This window comes from Sphingomonas zeicaulis, assembly GCF_050433225.1.
Taxonomy (GTDB): Bacteria; Pseudomonadota; Alphaproteobacteria; order Sphingomonadales; family Sphingomonadaceae; genus Sphingomonas_D; species Sphingomonas_D zeicaulis.
Window position 1 is genome coordinate 1,371,513 of sequence record NZ_JBNPXQ010000001.1, and the last position, 18,368, is coordinate 1,389,880.

Here is an 18,368-nt window from a genome sequence, read left to right on the forward strand (position 1 = left end):
GCCATCTCCTGCACTTCGCCGGATCGCTGTGCGGCGTGATCCTCAAGTATCGCGGCAGCGCGCCTGAGAGAAAGCCGCGAGCGTCACCCGATCTGATCGATCCAGTCCGGCAACTCGCTGAGTGACGCCAACTGACGGAAGCGATCATGCGCGGCTGGCGCCTCGGCGCGCTCATGGCTCCATGCCAGCGCTTGGGGGACGAAGGCCGCCCATGCGCCTGCTTCGAGCGCTGGCAAGACATCGGATCGCATGGAATCGCCGGCCATGATTGCGCGGCCGGGGTTCACGTCATAGCGCGCGAACAACCGGTGGAACGTGCCGGCATTCTTGTCGCTGACGATTTCGATGCCGTGAAAGCGATCGCCCAGTCCCGAGGCCGCAAGCTTGGCCTCCTGATGGAGCAGATCGCCCTTGGTGACGAGCACCAGCCGGCCGCGATTGGCAAGCGCATCCAGCGTTTCCTCGATGCCGGGCAAGAGTTCCACCGGGTGTGCGAGCAGATCCCGGCCGGCGGCAAGGATCTCGGAGATCTGCCGCACGCTCAGCGCGCTGCCGCACAGCTCGATCGCGGCTTCGATCATCGACAAGGTGAAGCTCTTTGCGCCGTAGCCGTACAGCGTGAGGTTGCGGATCTCGACCGCCTCGAGCCTCTCGCGCGTTACGCCCGCATCAGCGAACGGCTTCAGGATTTCGAGCAGGGCCTGCTCTGCGGCCTCGAAATGGCGCATGTTGTGCCAGAGCGTGTCGTCCGCATCGAGGCAGATGAGTTCGATCGTCATGCGTGTCGGAATAGCAGCGCTCACACGGCGCCGCCACGGATCGAATATGCGCGCCGCCGCATCACTCTGCCGCGTCGGCGCTCGCTTCGGTGGGCAGCAGCTTCGTCGAGACGCGCACAGCCGTATCGACCACCGGCAGTGCCTCGATCGACTTCCCACCGGTATCCACCTTTAGCGCCTCGAAACGGCGCGCCTGCGTCATCACCTGGCTGTCGAGGCTCCCGACAAAATCATTATAGGCGCTCGCCGCGAGATTCAGGTTGCGGCCAAGCTTGTGGACGTGATTGCCCATCGTCGTCAGGCGGCGATAGAGTTCCTTTCCGACCTCCGCGACTTCCTGCGCCTGCGCCGCCAGCGCTTCCTGCCGCCACATCCCCGCCATCACCTTGGCAAGCGCCAGCATGTTGATGGTCGAGGCGATGATCACGCCCTGGCGGAAGGCACCATCGATCAGGTCGGGCGCACGCTCGGCGGCGGCGGAGAGGAAATGCTCGCCCGGCACGAACATGATGACGAAATCGGGGGAAAGATCGAACTGCCGCCAATAGCCCTTGCGGCCGAGATCGCTGGCATAGGCCTTCAGCGCATTGGCATGCTGCAGCAGCAATGCCGCGCGACGCCCCTCATCCTCCTCGTCATAGGCCTGCTCGAAGTGAACGAGCGGGCATTTGACATCGACAACGATGCAGCGGTCACCTGGCAGGTTGATCACGCAATCGGGGCGGAGTTGCTTCTCGCCGTCGCTGACCGTCGATTGCAGCGAGAAATCGACATTCTCGGCAAGCCCGGCAGATTCGAGGATGTTGCGCAACTGCTCCTCGCCCCAGCGCCCGCGCGCCTTGGGGCTGGAACGAAGCACATTCGCCAGTCGCTGCGTTTCCTGCCGGACGACCTCATTGCCAGCGACGAGCTGCGCGACCGCGGTCTTGAGCTCGCCATAGCTGCCCACGCGCGCTGCCTCGACCTTCTGCAGCCCCTCCTCATAGCGCTTGAGCGTCGCCTCGACCGGTGACAGCAGCGCGCGCAACTGGCCTTCGCTCTTGGCCCCCTGTTCAGCGAAACGCTCATCGGCGCGCTTGAGCAGCAGACTCTGCGCCTCGGTCAGCGCCTGGCCGGCAAGATGACGGAAGCGGTCCTCGACTTTGGCCTCCATTTCCTTGAGCTGGGCGAGTTGCGCGGCGTGCGACGCCGCACGCTCCTCCTCGCCGCGAACGAAACCGGCATTGGCCTCGGCCAGTTCGGCGATGCGGTGACGGGCATTGTCAAGCGCAGCCTCGATCGCCGGCAGTCGGTCAGCGGCGGCACGCGCCGTGCTGAGGTCGAGCCGCGCCGTGTCGCGCTCGCTGCGCATGGCTTCGATCGCCTGGCGCAGTCCCGGCACCTCGGCCGCGCCGCCACGCCAGATCAGCCAACCGAGCGCCAAGCCGATTCCAAGCGCGAGAAAAATGGCGACGATGGCGATACCCGGATCCACGCAACCTCCACAAACGGAACGAAGCGCGAACTTAACGCCCCCGCCCACCCCTTGGCAAGCGCCTCAGGCCAGTGCGGCAGCGATCGCGCGGATGCTGGCAGCGTGGCGACGGGCAAGCGCCATGCGATCATCGCCATAGCCGCCGCCCAGGGCGCTGGCGATTGGCGCGCTCAGATCACGCGCGAGCCGGGCGACGAGCACGTCGCGCCGATCGAGGCCCGCATCGGTGAGCGCCAGCCGGCCGAGTTTGTCTTCCACATGAGGATCGACGCCGGCCTGATACAGGATCAGGTCGGGCGCGAAGCTCTTCGCGAAGGGCCCGAGCGTTGCGGCCAGCGCATCGAGATAGGCATCGTCGCCCGTGTTGTCGGGCAGGCCAACGTCCAATGTCGAGCGCGCCTTGCGGGCGGGGAAGTTCTTCTCTGCGTGTATCGAGTAGGTGGCGATCTCGGGATGTCCTGCGAGCAGCGAAGCGGTGCCGTCACCCTGATGTACGTCAACATCGACGATCAGGATGCGCGCCGCATCCCCCTCCTCGATCAGCCGGTTGGCGGCGATGGCGAGATCGTTGAACACGCAATAGCCGGCGCCCGTCGAAGCCAGCGCATGATGGCTGCCGCCAGCGCCATTGGCGGCATGGCCATGCGCCAGCGCGAGCTTCGCGGCGAGCCAGGTGCCGCCCGGGGTGAGTTGCGCACGCGCCGCGACCGGCTCGGTCACTGGAAAGCCGATCCGGCGTTCCTTCTCCGCGGGCACGCGGAGTTCGATCACCTCGGCAACATAGGCGGGATCATGCACCGCCTCGATCCAGTGCCGCGGCATCGGCTGGGGCTGGTGCAAGGTCAGCGGGCCGCCATCGTCTCGCAGCGCGTCGATCAGCAGCATATATTTGTCCCAAGGGAACTGGCCGGGTCTCGGCAGCGATCGATAGCCGGGGTGGTGGACGACGTGCGTCATCGCCCTTAGGTAGGGGCCGCGATGCGCCACCGCCAGCCGCAACCCATTGGAGACGCCATGAGCCCGCCGGTCGACAGCGCCCCCTATGTCCGGCCGGACGTGGCGGCGTTCCTCGCCTATCTGAACAGCGCCCCCGGTCCGAAGCTGCATGAACTCGAACCGGCGGCGGCGCGGCAGCTCATCAACGCGATGCGCCCGGTGGCGGATGCCGAGCCCGAACCGCTGGAGACGGTGCGCGATCTGACCGTGCCGGGGCCGGCGGGCGGGTTGCCGGCACGGCTTTATGATGCGCGCGAACGGCGCGAGCCGGGCCCATTGCTGCTGTTCTTCCATGGCGGCGGCTTCGTTGTCGGCGGGCTCTACAGCCACGAACCCTTCTGCACGCGTGCGGCAGCCTTGCTCGATCTGCCCGTGCTCGCGATCGACTATCGCCTTGCCCCTGAACATCCCTGGCCCGCCGCCCCAGACGATTGCGAGGGTGCTGCACGCTGGGCTGCATCCGGCCCGGCGGTGCTGGAGCGCGGCGTGACCAGTCTCGTGCTCGCCGGCGACAGTGCCGGCGCGACCTTGGCGATCGTCACCGCGATGGCGCTGCGTGATCGGCCCGCCGCGGCACCGGTCATCGCGCAGATGCCGATGTACCCAGCCGTTGACCTGCGTGAGCGCGAATGGGGATCGGTGACGCAGTTCGGCGCCGGCCACATGCTGACGATCGAATCGATGAACTGGTTCACCGAGCAGTATCGGCCGGATCCGCTCGACGTCCGCGGATCGCCGTTGCTCGGCGACCAGCGGCTGATGCCACCGACTCTGCTGGTGACTGCCAGCCTTGATCCGCTGCGCGATCAGGGCCGTGCCTTTGGCGCCGCGCTGATCGATGCTGGCGTGCCCGTGATCTTCCGCGAGGCCGTGGGCAATATTCACGGCTTCATCAACTTCGCCAAAGGCATCCCCTCATCGGTCGGCGACATTGCCGGCGCGCTCATCGCGCTCAGGCCGATGATCGCCGAGGCGGAGGCCAACCGCGTAGTGGCAGAGGCTTCACGCACGATATGACCGACCCCGCCCCCCTTCCCTATCGCCCTGCTGCGGGCATCATGCTGATTAACGACGCGAACAAGGTGTTCGTCGGCCAGCGCATCGATACGCGGCTCGCCGCCTGGCAGATGCCGCAGGGCGGGCTAGACGAGGGTGAGGAACCGCAGGCGGCCGCGTTGCGCGAGCTTGAGGAGGAAACCGGCATCCGCCCCGATCTGGTCGAGGTGATCGCCTGTTCGCGCAAGGAGCTTCTCTATGATCTGCCCGCCGACATGGTTGGGCGGCTGTGGAAGGGCAGGTATCGCGGCCAGCGCCAGACCTGGTTCCTGATGCGCTTTCTGGGCACCGATGCCGATGTGAAGCTGGAAACCGAGCACCCCGAGTTCCACGCCTGGCGCTGGGCCGAGGCCGAGGAACTGCCCGACCTGATCGTGCCCTTCAAACGCGAACTCTATTCGGCTATCCTCAACGAATTCCGCCCCTATCTGTAAACGGAGACCGAGTAGCACATGCGGCTTACCCGCTGGACCGTTGCGTTTCTGGCGATCGCCGCGGCGCCCCCCGCCTTCGCGCAATTGGCGTTGAAGGGCGCCGTCGATGCCGAAGCCAAGCCGGAAGCGCCAGCCGAGGCGCCGCCGGTAGACCCGCTGCAACAGATGGTGGCAAACGCGGTCGACAAGGGCAATGACGCGGAGATGGACGCAATCGTGAAGTTCGCCTCTGCCCAGGCGCCTGATCGCGCCAAACAGTTCCAGGCGATGGCGGACAATCGCAAGAAAGCGCGGGTGGCGGCGCAGCTTGCCAAGGTGCGCGATGCGCCGATCTATGAGCTGTGGGATGGGCAGGTCGAGCTTGGCGGCTTTCGCACGACAGGTAACACCGACAATGCCGGCGTCAGCGGCGCGGTGCGACTGCACCGTGACGGACTGCGCTGGCGCAACAACGCCGCCGCCACTGCAGATTACCAGGAAAGCGCTGGCGTCACCTCGCGCGAACGCTATACGGGCTCGCTGGAAGCGAATTATAAATTTTCACGCAAGGGCTATGCCGTGGGCATCGTCCAATATGAAAATGATCGCTTCCTCGGCTATGCCGGCCGTTATTCCGCATCGCTCGGCCTTGGCTATCGCGCCCTCGACGGCAACATCACGCTAGACCTCGAAGCCGGCCCGGCGCTCCGCTACACCAATTATGTCGAGGCGCCGACCGAAACGGCAATCGCCGCGCGCGGGTCGGTCGATTTTGCATGGAAGCTCAGCCGCACCGTCAGCCTCGATCATGAGCTGTCGCTCTATGCCGACCATATCAACAGTTCGGTGATCGGCCAGACCGCGCTGAAGGCGAAACTGTTCGGCCCGCTTTCCGCGCGGTTCAGCTACAATGTGCAATTCGAAAGCCAGCCGATCAATGAGCGCAAGCAGCTCGACACCACCAGCCGGGCATCATTGGTTTATGATTTCTGAGGCTTAGGGCAGTAATCTAAGACCCGATCTTGATATCATCGGAGTGTGATAATGCCGCCGCTGCGCCGCCTTCTCATGTCGATAGCCATCTTCGGCCTCGCCGCTGGCGCCACGCCGGATGCGGTGCGGGCCGACGCGATGCTCGGCGGGTTCGACTATGGTTGGCCGGTCAAACGCCACAGCTTCATTAGTCAGGGCGCCGCGATGGAGATGGCCTATCTCGATGTTCCTGCCGCGCATCCCAACGGCCGAACCGCGGTGCTGCTTCACGGCAAGAATTTCTGCGCAGGCGCCTGGCAGGGCACGATCCGGGCGCTGACCGCGGCCGGCTATCGCGTGATTGCCCCCGACCAGATCGGCTTCTGCAAGTCGACCAAGCCTGAACGCTATCAATATGGCTTTCACACGCTAGCGGCGAACAGCAAGGCGTTGCTCGACGCGTTGGGCGTGGAGAAGCCGATCGTCATCGGCCATTCGATGGGCGGCATGCTGGCGATCCGATATGCGCTGCAATATCCGGCCGGCGTTTCAAAGCTGGTGCTGGTCAACCCGATCGGCCTTGAGGACTGGCGCGCCAAGGGCGTGCCCAACGCCACCGTGGACCAACTTTTCGCTGGCGAGCGCAAGACCAATGCCGCGACGATCCGCGCCTATCAGCAACGCACATATTATGCCGGCAGCTGGCGGCCGGACTATGATCGCTGGGTTGAGATGCTCGCCTCGATGTATGCCGGTGCGGACGGCACCACCATCGCCTGGCATCAGGCGCTGACGTCGGACATGGTGTTCAACCAGCCGGTCGTCCACGAACTGGAGCGGATCGAGGCGCCCACCGCGCTGATCATCGGCGAAAAGGATAATACCGCGATCGGCAAAGACCGCGCGGACAAGGCGCTGGCCGCCACATTGGGCGATTATCCGGTGCTTGCCCGAGACGCAGCAAAGCGGATCCCCGGCGCGGCGCTGATCACCTATCCCGATCTCGGCCATGCGCCGCAGATCCAGGCGCCCGATCGCTTCCACCGCGATCTGCTGCTGGCATTGGCGCGCTGATCGGGCTCAGCGAACGCGCAACGCCAGCCGGACCTGCTCGGCCGCAGTCTCCGACAGGTAGAGATAATTGGCGTCGAAGCCGGCAAGATCGGTCAGGCCCTTCCAGTCCAAGACTTCGATTGTCGGCGGTCTCGTGCGAAACAGGCCGCGGCTGCGCAACTCCATCATCATCCGATTGAGGTGGACGGAGGTCATCCCGGTGCATTCGGCGAGATGGAGTTGGGTCGCCGGCAGGTCGAAGCGCAATTCGCGGCCACGGCCGATCAGCGCGTAGCGCACCGCCATCTCGCACAGCAGATGGGCAAGCCGCGCGCCGCCGGACCGGCACCCGAGATTGAGGACCCAAGTCGATAGGATCGATGCATCGACAACGCAATCGCGCCAGAATGCACGGCTGATCCGGGGGTGAAGTTCGAGCAGTGGCAACAGCGCCGCATGCGGAATCGTGAGCAGGGTCGATCGTGACAACGCCTGGAGGCCCGTGCTCGCTTCCGGTGCGACCAGCGAATGGAGATCCGCCATGTCGCCGGGAATGTGCAGCGCGAAAATCTGCCGCGCGCCTGCCGCGGTCTGGGCGAACCTGCCCACCAACCCTTCGGCGACAAGGCAGACCTGACGCCGCTCCTCGCCGAACCGAATGAAATCATGGTTCGCCGCGACGTCCAGGGACTCACACGGAAGCTGCAGGATCGCTTCCTGCTCCTCCTCGCTCAACTTCGACCGCATCTGCAGGCGTTCCAGCCATAATCGTAACGCGGGTAAATGCTTCGGAACCTGCATGCCGTCTCCAGGAACGTCGAGGCCAACACGCGCCCCGCGTCCGGAAGTTCGAAAGCACCCAGCCGCCGATTCTGGCTTCAACAAATGTTATCGGCGCTCCGATCTGTGGCGATTGTGTTTACAAAGCTGCCGGTAAGACATTTTCCTTTTGCATCCGCTGGATCAACTCCTCCCTCCCCTTCTCAGTCTTGTACCGGGAACCCGCTGGTGGACGATTTCGTTACACAAGCGTGACCGACCCCGCGCCTCATGCGCCCGCACGGGTCGTGTTCGAAGGAGACACAGACGGGAGAGGCCGTTCGAAATGAAGTCCCAAAAAGCTCTGCAGCGCTGGTTGGATCGCCTTGCGATGCGATCCAACCTCGATGGCCGAGAACGAGATGCCGTGCTGGCATTGCCTTGCGATTTGGTCGAGGTGAGCGCGAACCGCGATTTCGTTCGGCTCGGCGATCGTACCACGCACGCTTGCCTTGTCGCCGATGGCCTTGTCGGCCGTTTCGCGCAGACGGCAGACGGCGCACGCCAGATCACTGCGCTTCATATCCCAGGCGATATGGTCGATCTTCATTCGGTTGTTGCGCCTGCCGCGACATCTGCATTGCAGGCGATCGGGCGGGCAACTGTCATCCGTGTGCCGCATGCGGCGCTGACGCGCGCCGCGACTGAATTTCCCTCGCTGCACCGCGCGTTCTGGCGTGATTGCATCGTGGACGCCGCAATCGTGGCGACCTGGGTGATCAATGTCGGCCACCGACCTGCCTCAGCGCGCGTCGCGCATCTGATCTGCGAGATGGCAGTGCGCTATGCGGCGATCGGTCTCGCCGAGGGCAGGCGCATTCCGTTTCTGATGACGCAGAGCCAATTGGGCGAAACCACGGGAATGACCTCGGTGCACGTCAACCGAATGATCGCCCAGCTTCGCGAGCAGCGCATGCTGACCTGGACCTCACGGACCATCGAAGTGGGTGACTGGCATGCCCTGCGGACATTGGCAGGTTTCGACCCGCTTTATCTGAGCTTACCGGACGATCTGCTGCGCGACATTTATGCCATATTCGGTACGAGCCGCCGCATGACCGCGGCCTAGCGGCTATCGCCCTTCTCGCGTGCCGATCGCCGGCGTTCGACAAAGGCGGCCTTTTCAGCCAGCGCGGTCCATCGCCGCGCTGCTTCAAGATGGATGCGCATGCGGTGCGGCAGGGTTTCGGCCTTCGCCGCGTCGATACTCTCCTGTGCGCGGCAGACGTAGTGGCGATAGGATTGCACCTCGTCAGCGTCATGCGCGACCGTGTTAGGATCGGGACTGGCCGCGAGCGCGGAATCGTCAATGTTCATCGGGGCCTCCGATTTGTTGGGGCATCGACGAATCGGCTTCGCGCTGGTTCCTCCTAAACGAAGCAAGTTTGGCAGGATCAACATTGGTTGATGTTTTCGGGCGCCGATCAGCGCCGCAACATCATCGTCGACGCAAAGTCCCGATTGCGTTGCGGCGAGTGCCGCTTTTCGACTGCGAGATGGCAGCAGAGCAGGAACTCGATTGATGCCCCTGACACGGCGCGAAGCCTTCCACCAACCGGCGGTTTCGATTTCTGCCTGAGACATCAAGCAAGCGGAAAGATTGTCACCTCGTCGTGCCGCATCGAGCCGAGCGCTTCCAGCCGGGACATATCCTTGCGGATTTCACGCCGAGTAGCGTCGAAGACCTCTGTGCTGATCGCGCTCGAGTAGAACCGGAGGAACAAGCCAGCATAGGGTAGATGAAGCGCCTTGCCGAGGTCTGCCAGGATCGCGTTCCAAAGCTCGATGCTATCGACATCACCGCCACTGGGGCGAGCGTCAGCCCGCCGCTGATCCTCAATTGCTCGCGCGATTTTCGCGTCTGACCAGCCTTTGCGTTTCCATCGGTGGATGTCCCTAGCGATCTTCTCTTCGGCCGCTTGTGCCGAATCATAGCGCTGCGCGAGGACCGTCCCGCAATCGCAATGGCGGCGCGTGGTAAGGTACTGGCGCTCGCCCTCCCGCAGCACCCTCCGCACAGAGGGGTTGTCGAGAGGGGCAGCCGTGCGCCCGTGTTGCTCCATCATGCCACGCACTGCGTCGGCTTCAGCACTGGGAACGATCAAGGTAATGAAGCGGCACATGGTCGCCGCCTACGAACCAGCGGAAGCAGTGGTCGTGCGTGTCATACGATCCGCGCGATATAAGCTGATGCGATCGATACAAAGCAACCCCGATATCGGCGGGCTGATGCACTGACCGTGGTGCTTGCGAACCTTGGCATGGCCGATGTTGACGAAGCACCCGTTACCGTTCGACTGCCCCTGCTTCGGAGGGGACGAATTACCAGGCTTCCTGCTGCAGCCGTTCGAGTTCGGCGCAAGGAGGATCATGCGCTTCCGCATGTGCCGCGCACGGCTGATCGCACACCCAGCACGTTCCACCGCCGGCGTGCTCGCGCAGGAATGAAAAGCTTGCGGCGTCTAGCGCATCAATTGCGCAGCTCTCAACCCAAGCCGCAGCGCGCGCCAGCAAGTTGCTGGCCCCCAACTTAGAAACAGTCATCTTGCATCCCCACTCCCGTAGAATAGCGCGCATGCAAGGCCGGTCAACTGGTTGGGAAGGCATCAAATAATCATTTAGCTACCAAAATGGAGTGATTCGACGGCGGCCATTGACGCTCCGACGCGCGCGCTCGCTGTTGTGTCGGCTCACGAAACAACATCACCCTCGCGCCTTCCGCGCCGGTCCTCGCCACGATGCCGGCTTCCATGCCCGCAGCGGGCTCACGACGAGGAGCGACGATGAAACTGAAGCTCGCGATTGGCAGCTTCACGCGCCCGGCGAACGCCACCGCCTATGCCGTCGGTGACCTGGTTGCCAACAACTTCGTCGCGGGCAGCGTCGCCGCGGCCGCGATCGCCGCCGCCAGCGTTCAGGACGGCCGCGGCCGCATCGCCCGCGTCGCGCTGCTGAACTCGACGGCCGTCGTCCTCAACGCGCAGTTCCGCATCCACCTGTTCAACCATACGCCGGCTGTCGGCGCCGGCGACAACGTCGCGCTGGCGATTACCAACGGCCGCGCGCGCGGCTATCCGGCTCGGTCGACGTCACCACCGACTTCGCCCTCGGCGACGGCGCCCAGCGCAATGCCGCCTGCTCGATCGTATTCGAGGCGGCCGCCGCTTCCATGAACGTCTACCCGATCGTCGAAGCGCTGGGCGCCTACCGCAGCGCGCTGGGCCTCGGCTAATGGCTAGCGTCCCGCCCCCGCATCTCAGCGGCTATCGCACCTTCATCCCCGGTGCGGCCGCGCTACTCGTAGACCAGGAGAAATTCGGCTGGCTGGTTGGGCCAAACGGCAAGGAGGTTGAGGACTGGTACCTCTACACCGGCCTTCGCCTTGCAAGCTGGTCGACCCCGGAGCTTGGCGGCGCTGTCTTCCATTTTCGCGCCGGCCTCGATGACGAACCCAGCTTCGAGCCGGATGGCGGCCTCTGCGCGCTCACCCGCGAAGGTCTCCGCACCCTGATCACCAACCTGCAGGGGATCAGCAAGAGGCCGGGAGAGGCTCAATGATTTCGCCGTACCGGCATTGGACGTGTGAAGAGCTGGTGGGGCGCTGCCTGGGCGCACGGCCATCCAGGTCACTGCGAGGTTCTGGTAATGGCAGATCTCAATTGCGCTTACTCACTGGTCGGCCAGGCACACACATCGCGCTGCATGAGGTAGCCTTCCGCGGCAGCGACGGGGTCGCGATGAAGGCTGCGACAGTCACCGTTGCGGCGCCGAGCAGCGCTCAGCGCCGCAACCTGGCCACAGAAATGGCCCTTGCCTACGCCTGCGCTAAGGACATGCCCATCGTGCCACGGTCGCCCCGCTCGTCGTGACATGACCGCCATACTGTCCCGCGGCCCCTCCGGCGCCGATCGCCGTCCCTGGGATCGCCAGCATGAGCCGCTGCGCGCTCGCGCCGGCGCTCGGTTCGCGCCCACCTGCTGGATCGCGCCGCGGCCGAAGGCCCCCGCGCCGCTCGGTCGCTGAAGGCAGCTTAGTGCTCGATCTGTCGGAATTGGCGCGCCATTGCGCAAGACGTGCTGACAGACGAAGCTGCGCGTCTCCATTCGACCAAGGGGCAAGAACATGACCGATCGGACGCGGCCTGTGATCTACGCCCGCTACAGCAACGAGAAGTCCAACGCCAAGTCAGCCGAGGCCCAGGCAAGGCTGTGCAGGGAACGCGCCACCGCCGCCGCCGCCGCCGCCTCGACGTGCGGGTGCTGGCCGAGGACTATGTCTGCGGTCTCTATGTGCTGGTGAAGCATCCCGCCTCCGACGATGAAGCGCTGGACAATGCAGCGCGGGCGGCGGCGCATACTGTGCCTCCGGCTGGACGACGCACATCAACGGCAACAATGTCGCGCTGATGCCACCTTTTCTCGGCAAGAAGCAGGCGCGTGAGTGTCTGGCGACGATTCGCGGCATGGTCGACGTCGTCGCGATCGACGACGATGCTCGCCGACCTGACAGCGCCGGGTGGAGATCCTAGGAAACCTTACGACTGCCACCGCAATCGCAACGGGCAAGGCCTTGCCTCAGAAACTAGGTGCGACTGCAATGATGGTAGCGGAGGAGGGACTTGAACCCCCGACACGCGGATTATGATTCCGCTGCTCTAACCAGCTGAGCTACTCCGCCCCATGAGGCCATCCGGCGGCCAGCGCCGGAAGAAGCGCGCCTATAGGCACAGCCGATGTGGCGGTCAACTGGCGTTGCACGCGAAGTGCGATTATGCGCGCAGAGGACAGGCCATGGGGCTGAAGGGTGGGAGAGCGATTTGAGCGTTCAAGACAAATATGACGTGCTGATCGTAGGCGCCGGGCATGGCGGCGCACAGGCGGCCGTTGTGCTTCGCCAGCTCAAGTTCGAAGGCACGGTCGCGCTGCTGGGTGACGAGAACGAGCCTCCCTATGAGCGCCCGCCGCTCTCCAAGGATTATCTCTCCGGCGAAAAGACGTTCGAACGCATCCTGATTCGTCCCGCCGCCTTCTGGGGCGAGCGCGGCGTTGACCTGTTGCTCGGGCGCCGCGTCGCCGCGGTCGATGCCAAGGCCCACTGCGTGACGCTGACCGACGGGACGGTGATCGGCTATGGCAAGCTCGTCTGGGCGACAGGCGGCACGCCACGCCGGCTGACCTGCTCAGGCGGCGACGCCGTCGGTGTCCATTCGGTGCGCAACCGTGAAGATGTCGACAAGATCATGGACGAGCTTCCGGCAGTGACCGAGGCCGTGGTCATCGGCGGCGGCTATATAGGGCTCGAAGCCGCCGCGGTGCTGAGCAAGTTCGGCAAGAAGGTGACGTTGCTCGAGGCGCTCGATCGCGTGCTGGCGCGCGTCGCCGGCGAGCAGCTTTCGCGCTTCTATGAAGAAGAACATCGGGCGCATGGCGTTGACCTGCGCACCGGCGTCACCGTGGAGTCGCTCGCCTGCAGTGACGGACGCGTTTCGGGCGCGGTGCTTGCCGATGGCAGCGTGGTGCCGGCGCAACTCGTGATCGTCGGTATCGGGATCGTGCCCGCGGTCAGCCCGTTGCTGGAGGCCGGAGCGGCCGGCGGCAATGGTGTCGACGTCGACGAATATTGCCGCACGAGCCTGCCGGACATCTATGCGATCGGCGATTGTGCAGCCCATTTCAATGGCTTCGCCGGCGGAGCTCAGATGCGGGTTGAATCGGTGCAAAACGCCAATGACCAAGCGACGACCGCGGCGCGCGACATTGTGGGCGAAGCGCAGCCCTACAACGCCGTGCCCTGGTTCTGGTCGAACCAATATGATCTGCGCCTGCAGACGGTGGGGCTGTCGGTGGGGCATGACGACGCGGTGCTACGCGGAGATCCCGCCACCCGCTCCTTCTCAGTCGTCTATCTGAAGGCCGGCAAGGTCATCGCGCTCGACTGCGTCAATGCCACCAAGGATTATGTTCAGGGGCGCGCGCTGGTGCTGGGTGGCCATGAGCCCGATCGCGCTGCGTTGGCGGACACGGCCGTGCCGCTGAAGTCGCTGGTGCCTACGGCCTGATTGACGTCGAGGGAACTGCCGCCCTGCCCCGCGCGCTTGGCTGGAAACAGCAAGGAGCTAGGATGATGGGCGAGACAAAGCCGGATAACGCCGCGGGTGCGGATAAAGAGGGCGACGAGGGTGACGAAGCGGTCAACGCGGTCGGCGCTGCGGCGCAGACCGCCGACCCGTCGGTCGGCCGCCCGGTGTCAGGCATGCCGCTCGGCGGGCCGCACGATCTCGGCAAGGAGGCGCATGACCAGGCCCGCACGGAGCGACGCAAATCCTGAGGCGTGGCGGCGTCATGGTCAGGACGATGGATGAGGCGCTTTGCCGGCGCTAACAAGATGAGGTGACGCGCCTTCTTCCCCTCGTAGCACTTTGCGCTGCCCTCGCGGGCTGCGGATCACCGCAACGGCAGGCGCTGCCGCGGGACACGCTGGTGCGTGTAACCGAGGATGAGGTGAAGGGGCTCGATCCCCAGAAAGTCTCCGACCTCGCCTCATTGCGCGTCGCCGCCGACCAGTTCGAGGGGCTGACGCGGATGACGGCGGCGGGAACCGCCGAACCGGGGCTCGCTTCCGCATGGCAGGTATCGACAGACGGGCTCGACTGGCGCTTCATCCTCCGCGCGGGTCTGACCTTCTCGGATGGCACGCCCATCGCGCCGGCGCTTTTTCCCGCAATTCTGGCCCGCCTGCGCGAGGCTGCGACTGCTGCACCGACCGCTTCGCTGTTCGCCGCGATCCGGTCGATCGACGTGCAGGGGGACACGATCATCATCCACCTCTATCACCCGCAGCCGGCGCTCCCCGAACTGCTGGCGCACCCCGCCCTGGCCGCCCTGCCCTTGCACCGGATCGCAGCCAGCGGCGAACGCTGGACGTCGGAGCGCCCGCTCGTCGCTTCCGGCGCCTACCGCTTGCGCAACTGGACGCTGAACGAGCGACTGACGCTGGAGGCAAACCCAAAGTGGCATGGTGGCCGGCCGCCGGTGACGCGCGTCGTGTGGCGCCCCGTTGAGGATCGCCTGGCGTCCCTGCGTCTGTTCGAGACGGGGGGCGCCGATACGGTGGGCGAGATCCCGACCGCACGCCTGGCCTGGCTGCGCGAGCGGGATCCGCATGCGGTGCATGTCGCCCCCTATCGCGGCACCTACTACCTTGCCTTCAACACCCGCCGGCCGCCGTTCGACGACGCTCGCGTCCGCCGAGCACTGTCGATGACTGTCGATCGGGCCTGGATATCCGGCCCGCTGCTCGCGTCCGGCACCGAACCCGCATTCGGGGTGGTCCCGCCCGGACTCGGCCTGTCGCGCTGGCGGCCGGGCTGGGCCGACTGGCCGCTCGACCGTCGCCGGGCCGCAGCGCGAGCGTTGCTGTCCGCAGCGGGCTATGGGCCGGACCATCGGCTGGTGTTCGACATCCGCTTCAACACCGATGCCGATCATCGCCGCATCGCCATCGCGCTGGCCGCGATGTGGCGACCGTTGGGCGTCGAGGCACGGCTGTTCAACAGCGAGGGAACGCTGCACTTCGCCAGCCTCAGACGCGGCGACTTCGCGCTCGCGCGTTCGGGCTGGATCGGCGACGTCTCCGCACCTGAGAACTTTCTCGCCGTCCACCGCTCGGATGCCGGCCCGATCAACTATTCGGGCTATGCAAATCCGGCTTTCGACGCCGCGCTCGATGCCGCGAGGGGCATCGCCGAACCCCGCGCCCGGGCTAAGGCGATGCGCCGTGCCGAGGTGCTGCTCGCTGATGATGCGCCGATCCTGCCGATCTATTTCTATGTCAGCCGCTCGCTGGTCGCGCCGCGCGTTGGGGGTTGGCGCGACAATCCCGCCAACATACACCCGTCCCGCACCTTGACGATCATGAGCCGCTGAATGAGCCCCCGCAGCCCCCGTTCACGCCCGGCGATGCGTGTTGCGCTGGCGTTGCTGGCAATGCTCGCAGCCGGGGGATGCGATCGTGACGACGGCGGCCCGGCTGATGTCAGCGTGATCGGCCCGGCCGCCCTGCTTGCGGATCCGGCGCGGACGCCTCCGTCGGCACCGGCGGCGGTGTTGCTCGGCACGATCGCGCAGGGGCTGGTGCGTTTCGACGCCAATGGCCAGATCGAGCCCGCGCTCGCCGAGCGCTGGATCGTGTCCGAGGATGGCACGAGCTATATCTTCCGGCTGGCGGACCTGCATTGGACTGACGGCACCGCGGTAACGAGCGAGGCCGTTGCCCGTCGGCTGCGTACGGCGATTGCACACACCAGCAGCAATCCCGATCGCGGCCTGTTCGAAGTCGTCGACGAGATCGCGGTTATGACCGACCGTGTCATAGAGATTCGGCTGAAGACGCCACGCCCGAACCTGCTGCAGTTGCTCGCCCAGCCGGAAATGGCTCTGCTTTCCGGGCGCGACGGCACCGGGCCGATGCGGATCGAACGCGACACCGCCGGCACCCTGCTGCTTGCACCGATCGCCGATGCCGATCCCGATACGCCGCCCCCGACCGCCTGGGAAAAGGTGCGGCTGCGCGGTGAGCCGGCGGCGCGCGCCATCGCGCGCTTTCGACGCGGCGATGCCGATCTCGTGCTTGGCGGCACCTTCGCGACGCTGATGTACGCGCAGGTTGCCGATGTGCCCGCGCGCCAGCTTCGCGTCGATCCGGTGCCGGGCCTGTTCGGGATCATCGCGCTCAACCGGGACGGGCTGCTCGGAGAGCATGATGCGCGCATGGGATTGACGATGGCGCTCGACCGCGGCGACCTGTTGGGGCGATACGCCGTTCGGGGTTGGGGCCCCATGCTCAGCATCACCCCCGAACAACTCGATTCCGCCACGCCGCCGATGCAACCGACCTGGAGCGCGCTCGACCTTGGCGAACGCCGGCGCATCGCCGCGACGCGCATCGCGGCATGGCGTGCAGACAAGCCGCGGCCCCAGCTTCGCCTTGCGCTTCCCGCCGGCCCCGGCGCGCGGTTGCTGTTCGCCTGGCTGCGCGCGTCCTGGCATGGCGTCGGCGTTGACCTCGTCGCGGTTGCCGAGGGCGAGGCGGCGGACCTGGCGGTGATCGATTCGGTGGCGCCGATGGACAGCGTAAGCTGGTATCTGGACCGGATATCCTGCGCGCGCGGCTATGCCTGCGATCCCGACGCGGAGGCCAAGCGGCTGCTCGGCCGCGGCGCACACTCGCTGGACGATCGCGCACGGCTGCTCGCGGAAGCGGAGGTCGCGGCAAGCGAGGCCGCGTGGTTCATCCCCCTCGCGCGCCCGCTGCGCTGGTCGCTGGTCAGCCCGCGCCTCTCGGAATATCGCGAGAATGCACGCGCCGCACATCCCCTGACGGCCTTGCGCCCGGCGCACCGCTGATACGGCTTGCGACCACGCGATCTTGAAAATCGCCTGCCGCATCCAAGATCAGGATCGAGGCCGCCGCTCCTTCGTTACACCCGGGTGTGCCGCCAGGAGGATGGAATGGCAGTTTCGCCGCGTCAGTTCGATCGTTTCGCCGACTCGCTGCCCCTTGGCCGCGATCCGGCCGCCGTGCGCCGGCGGATCGAGGCGATGGAAGCGTTGCTCGAACGGCTTGTGGTAATCCCCGGCATCAACCGTCCGGTCGGGCTGGATGCGATTGCCGGCCTCATCCCGGTGTTGGGCGATATCCTGACCACCGCGATGGGGGCCTGGATCGTCTGGGAAGCGCGCAACCTCGGCATGTCCAAGTTCCAGTTGACCCGCATGGCTGCCAATGTCGGCATCGATGCCGTTGTCGGCGCGGTGCCGCTGGTGGGCGACCTGTTCGACTTTGTCTATCGATCGAACAGCAAGAACCTGCGCATCATCAGGAAGCATCTCGACAAGCATCATCCGGCGACCGCGACGATCAACATGCCGCGTTGAGCCGATCGGCCTCGGGGATCAGGCGATTCGCGAGGCCATTTGCCACCAGCCCGGCTGGGCAGTGCCGATTGCCGCCGCTGCGGCATCGCGCGCCGCCAATCCGTCAAAAAGCGCGAAGGCGGTCGCGCCCGATCCGGACATTCGCGCCAGCAGCACCCCCGGCTGCGCCGCGAGCGCATCGATAGCGCTGGCGACGGCCGGCACGAGCCGTCGCGCCGGGGGCTCGAGATCGTTGCGCCCCGCCACCGCCGCAGCGAGCGGATCGCCGTCGCCCAACGGGCCATGGTCGACACCATCCCACGCCTTGAATACCGGTCCGGTAGGACACGGGACGCCAGGATTGACGAGCAGCAAGGGCATCGCCTGCAGCGCACCGGGCGCCACCGGCACAAGCGCATCCCCCCTGCCCTCGCCGCGGGTCATGCGGCCGTCGAGGCAGGCCGGCACGTCCGCGCCCAATGTGGCGGCGAGCATCATCAGTCGTGGATCGTTGGGTGCAACATTGTGCGCGCGCACCATCAGCCGCAGCGCCGCCGCTGCATCCGCCGATCCACCGCCGATCCCGGCCGCGATCGGCAATCGTTTGTCGAGGGTGAAGGCGCCCCGTTCAGCCAAACCGAAACTGGCTAGGAAACCGCGCGCCGCGCGGATGATGAGATTGTCGTTTTCGCCCGACAGCCCTGCGCCGAAGCGTCCGCCGATCATCAATGACAGCGGCGCTTGCGGGTCCAAGGTTAGCCTGTCGCCATCCTGGGCAAAAGCGAAGAGCGTTTCCAGCGCGTGATAGCCGTCGGGCATCCTCGCCCGCACGTGAAGCGCGAGATTGATCTTCGCACGCGCGACTTCGTGCAGCACTTGCGTCGTCATCGGA

General features: G+C 65.7%; 21 protein-coding genes and 1 tRNA gene. 14 read left to right on the top strand and 8 right to left on the bottom strand.

Translation table 11 applies throughout. From position 1 onward, the window contains the following. Window positions 1-83 precede the first annotated feature (83 nt). The 3 genes from FHS96_RS06435 to FHS96_RS06445 all read right to left on the bottom strand — a co-directional run bounded on the left by FHS96_RS06435 (window position 84) and on the right by FHS96_RS06445 (window position 3,210). Window positions 84-779 (bottom strand): HAD family hydrolase, encoded by a 696-nt coding sequence (locus FHS96_RS06435; RefSeq protein WP_429588649.1) that lies wholly within the window; start codon window positions 777-779, stop codon window positions 84-86. Between the two features lie 61 nt (window positions 780-840). After that, window positions 841-2,253 (bottom strand): DNA recombination protein RmuC, encoded by a 1,413-nt coding sequence (locus FHS96_RS06440; protein ID WP_429588650.1) that lies wholly within the window; start codon window positions 2,251-2,253, stop codon window positions 841-843. Between the two features lie 63 nt (window positions 2,254-2,316). Continuing rightward, complete coding sequence (locus FHS96_RS06445) at window positions 2,317-3,210, bottom strand: histone deacetylase family protein (RefSeq protein WP_429588651.1); 894 nt, start codon at window positions 3,208-3,210, stop codon at window positions 2,317-2,319. Window positions 3,211-3,267: 57 nt separating this feature from the next. On the opposite strand from FHS96_RS06445, the gene FHS96_RS06450 reads away from it, so the two are divergent. From FHS96_RS06450 to FHS96_RS06465, 4 genes are all read left to right on the top strand, one after another. Then, window positions 3,268-4,266 (top strand): alpha/beta hydrolase, encoded by a 999-nt coding sequence (locus FHS96_RS06450; RefSeq protein WP_429588652.1) that lies wholly within the window; start codon window positions 3,268-3,270, stop codon window positions 4,264-4,266. After that, a complete protein-coding gene (locus FHS96_RS06455; RefSeq protein WP_429588653.1) occupies window positions 4,263-4,739 on the top strand; it encodes an RNA pyrophosphohydrolase in 477 nt (158 codons plus the stop codon). Before FHS96_RS06450 ends, FHS96_RS06455 begins: the two co-directional genes overlap by 4 nt. Before the next feature lie 18 nt (window positions 4,740-4,757). Then, window positions 4,758-5,711 carry a DUF481 domain-containing protein gene (locus FHS96_RS06460; protein ID WP_429588654.1) on the top strand — a complete coding sequence of 318 codons (954 nt, stop codon included), beginning with the start codon at window positions 4,758-4,760 and terminating at the stop codon, window positions 5,709-5,711. Between the two features lie 75 nt (window positions 5,712-5,786). Then, a complete protein-coding gene (locus tag FHS96_RS06465) occupies window positions 5,787-6,764 on the top strand; it encodes an alpha/beta fold hydrolase (RefSeq protein ID WP_429588655.1) in 978 nt (325 codons plus the stop codon). A gap of 6 nt (window positions 6,765-6,770) precedes the next feature. On the opposite strand, the gene FHS96_RS06470 is transcribed toward FHS96_RS06465, so the two are convergent. Next, entirely contained in the window at window positions 6,771-7,490 is a 720-nt protein-coding gene (locus FHS96_RS06470) for a Crp/Fnr family transcriptional regulator (protein WP_429588656.1), read from the bottom strand. 403 nt (window positions 7,491-7,893) lie between these two features. Here FHS96_RS06470 and FHS96_RS06475 point away from each other — a divergent pair, with 403 nt between their 5' ends. Next, window positions 7,894-8,631 (top strand): Crp/Fnr family transcriptional regulator, encoded by a 738-nt coding sequence (locus FHS96_RS06475; RefSeq protein WP_429589655.1) that lies wholly within the window; start codon window positions 7,894-7,896, stop codon window positions 8,629-8,631. Here the strand turns inward: FHS96_RS06475 and FHS96_RS06480 are convergent. Further along, a complete protein-coding gene (locus FHS96_RS06480) occupies window positions 8,628-9,146 on the bottom strand; it encodes a hypothetical protein (RefSeq protein WP_429588657.1) in 519 nt (172 codons plus the stop codon). The two genes, FHS96_RS06475 and FHS96_RS06480, sit on opposite strands and share 4 nt — an antisense overlap. Continuing rightward, entirely contained in the window at window positions 9,146-9,685 is a 540-nt protein-coding gene (locus FHS96_RS06485) for a hypothetical protein (RefSeq protein WP_429588658.1), read from the bottom strand. The genes FHS96_RS06480 and FHS96_RS06485 overlap by 1 nt, the downstream gene beginning before the upstream one ends. A gap of 145 nt (window positions 9,686-9,830) precedes the next feature. Between FHS96_RS06485 and FHS96_RS06490 the strand changes: the two genes are divergently transcribed. The 4 genes from FHS96_RS06490 to FHS96_RS06505 all read left to right on the top strand — a co-directional run bounded on the left by FHS96_RS06490 (window position 9,831) and on the right by FHS96_RS06505 (window position 11,968). Then, the gene (locus FHS96_RS06490) at window positions 9,831-10,010 is read left to right on the top strand and encodes a hypothetical protein (RefSeq protein WP_429588659.1); all 180 of its coding nucleotides are present in this window, start codon (window positions 9,831-9,833) and stop codon (window positions 10,008-10,010) included. Between the two features lie 335 nt (window positions 10,011-10,345). Next, complete coding sequence (locus tag FHS96_RS06495; protein ID WP_429588660.1) at window positions 10,346-10,735, top strand: hypothetical protein; 390 nt, start codon at window positions 10,346-10,348, stop codon at window positions 10,733-10,735. A 58-nt stretch (window positions 10,736-10,793) separates the two neighbouring features. Then, on the top strand, window positions 10,794-11,120 hold the full coding sequence (locus FHS96_RS06500; RefSeq protein ID WP_429588661.1) for a hypothetical protein: 327 nt from the start codon (window positions 10,794-10,796) through the stop codon (window positions 11,118-11,120). 650 nt (window positions 11,121-11,770) lie between these two features. Beyond that, window positions 11,771-11,968: a hypothetical protein gene (locus tag FHS96_RS06505; RefSeq protein WP_429588662.1), complete on the top strand. Its 198-nt coding sequence runs from the start codon at window positions 11,771-11,773 to the stop codon at window positions 11,966-11,968. A 194-nt stretch (window positions 11,969-12,162) separates the two neighbouring features. Here the strand turns inward: FHS96_RS06505 and FHS96_RS06510 are convergent. Beyond that, window positions 12,163-12,239: transfer RNA gene (locus tag FHS96_RS06510), tRNA-Met, on the bottom strand. A gap of 139 nt (window positions 12,240-12,378) precedes the next feature. On the opposite strand from FHS96_RS06510, the gene FHS96_RS06515 reads away from it, so the two are divergent. The 5 genes from FHS96_RS06515 to FHS96_RS06535 all read left to right on the top strand — a co-directional run bounded on the left by FHS96_RS06515 (window position 12,379) and on the right by FHS96_RS06535 (window position 17,497). Beyond that, window positions 12,379-13,620, top strand: coding sequence for an NAD(P)/FAD-dependent oxidoreductase (locus tag FHS96_RS06515; protein WP_429588663.1), 1,242 nt, complete (start codon window positions 12,379-12,381; stop codon window positions 13,618-13,620). Between the two features lie 62 nt (window positions 13,621-13,682). Next, window positions 13,683-13,889 carry a hypothetical protein gene (locus FHS96_RS06520; protein WP_429588664.1) on the top strand — a complete coding sequence of 69 codons (207 nt, stop codon included), beginning with the start codon at window positions 13,683-13,685 and terminating at the stop codon, window positions 13,887-13,889. A gap of 152 nt (window positions 13,890-14,041) precedes the next feature. Next, a complete protein-coding gene (locus FHS96_RS06525; RefSeq protein ID WP_429588665.1) occupies window positions 14,042-15,487 on the top strand; it encodes a peptide ABC transporter substrate-binding protein in 1,446 nt (481 codons plus the stop codon). After that, the gene (locus tag FHS96_RS06530) at window positions 15,488-16,966 is read left to right on the top strand and encodes an ABC transporter substrate-binding protein (protein ID WP_429588666.1); all 1,479 of its coding nucleotides are present in this window, start codon (window positions 15,488-15,490) and stop codon (window positions 16,964-16,966) included. It begins immediately after the preceding gene. A gap of 105 nt (window positions 16,967-17,071) precedes the next feature. Next, entirely contained in the window at window positions 17,072-17,497 is a 426-nt protein-coding gene (locus FHS96_RS06535; protein ID WP_429588667.1) for a DUF4112 domain-containing protein, read from the top strand. An 18-nt stretch (window positions 17,498-17,515) separates the two neighbouring features. Here the strand turns inward: FHS96_RS06535 and FHS96_RS06540 are convergent, their stop codons facing one another. Beyond that, the gene (locus FHS96_RS06540) at window positions 17,516-18,364 is read right to left on the bottom strand and encodes a 4-(cytidine 5'-diphospho)-2-C-methyl-D-erythritol kinase (protein ID WP_429588668.1); all 849 of its coding nucleotides are present in this window, start codon (window positions 18,362-18,364) and stop codon (window positions 17,516-17,518) included. Window positions 18,365-18,368: the final 4 nt, after the last annotated feature.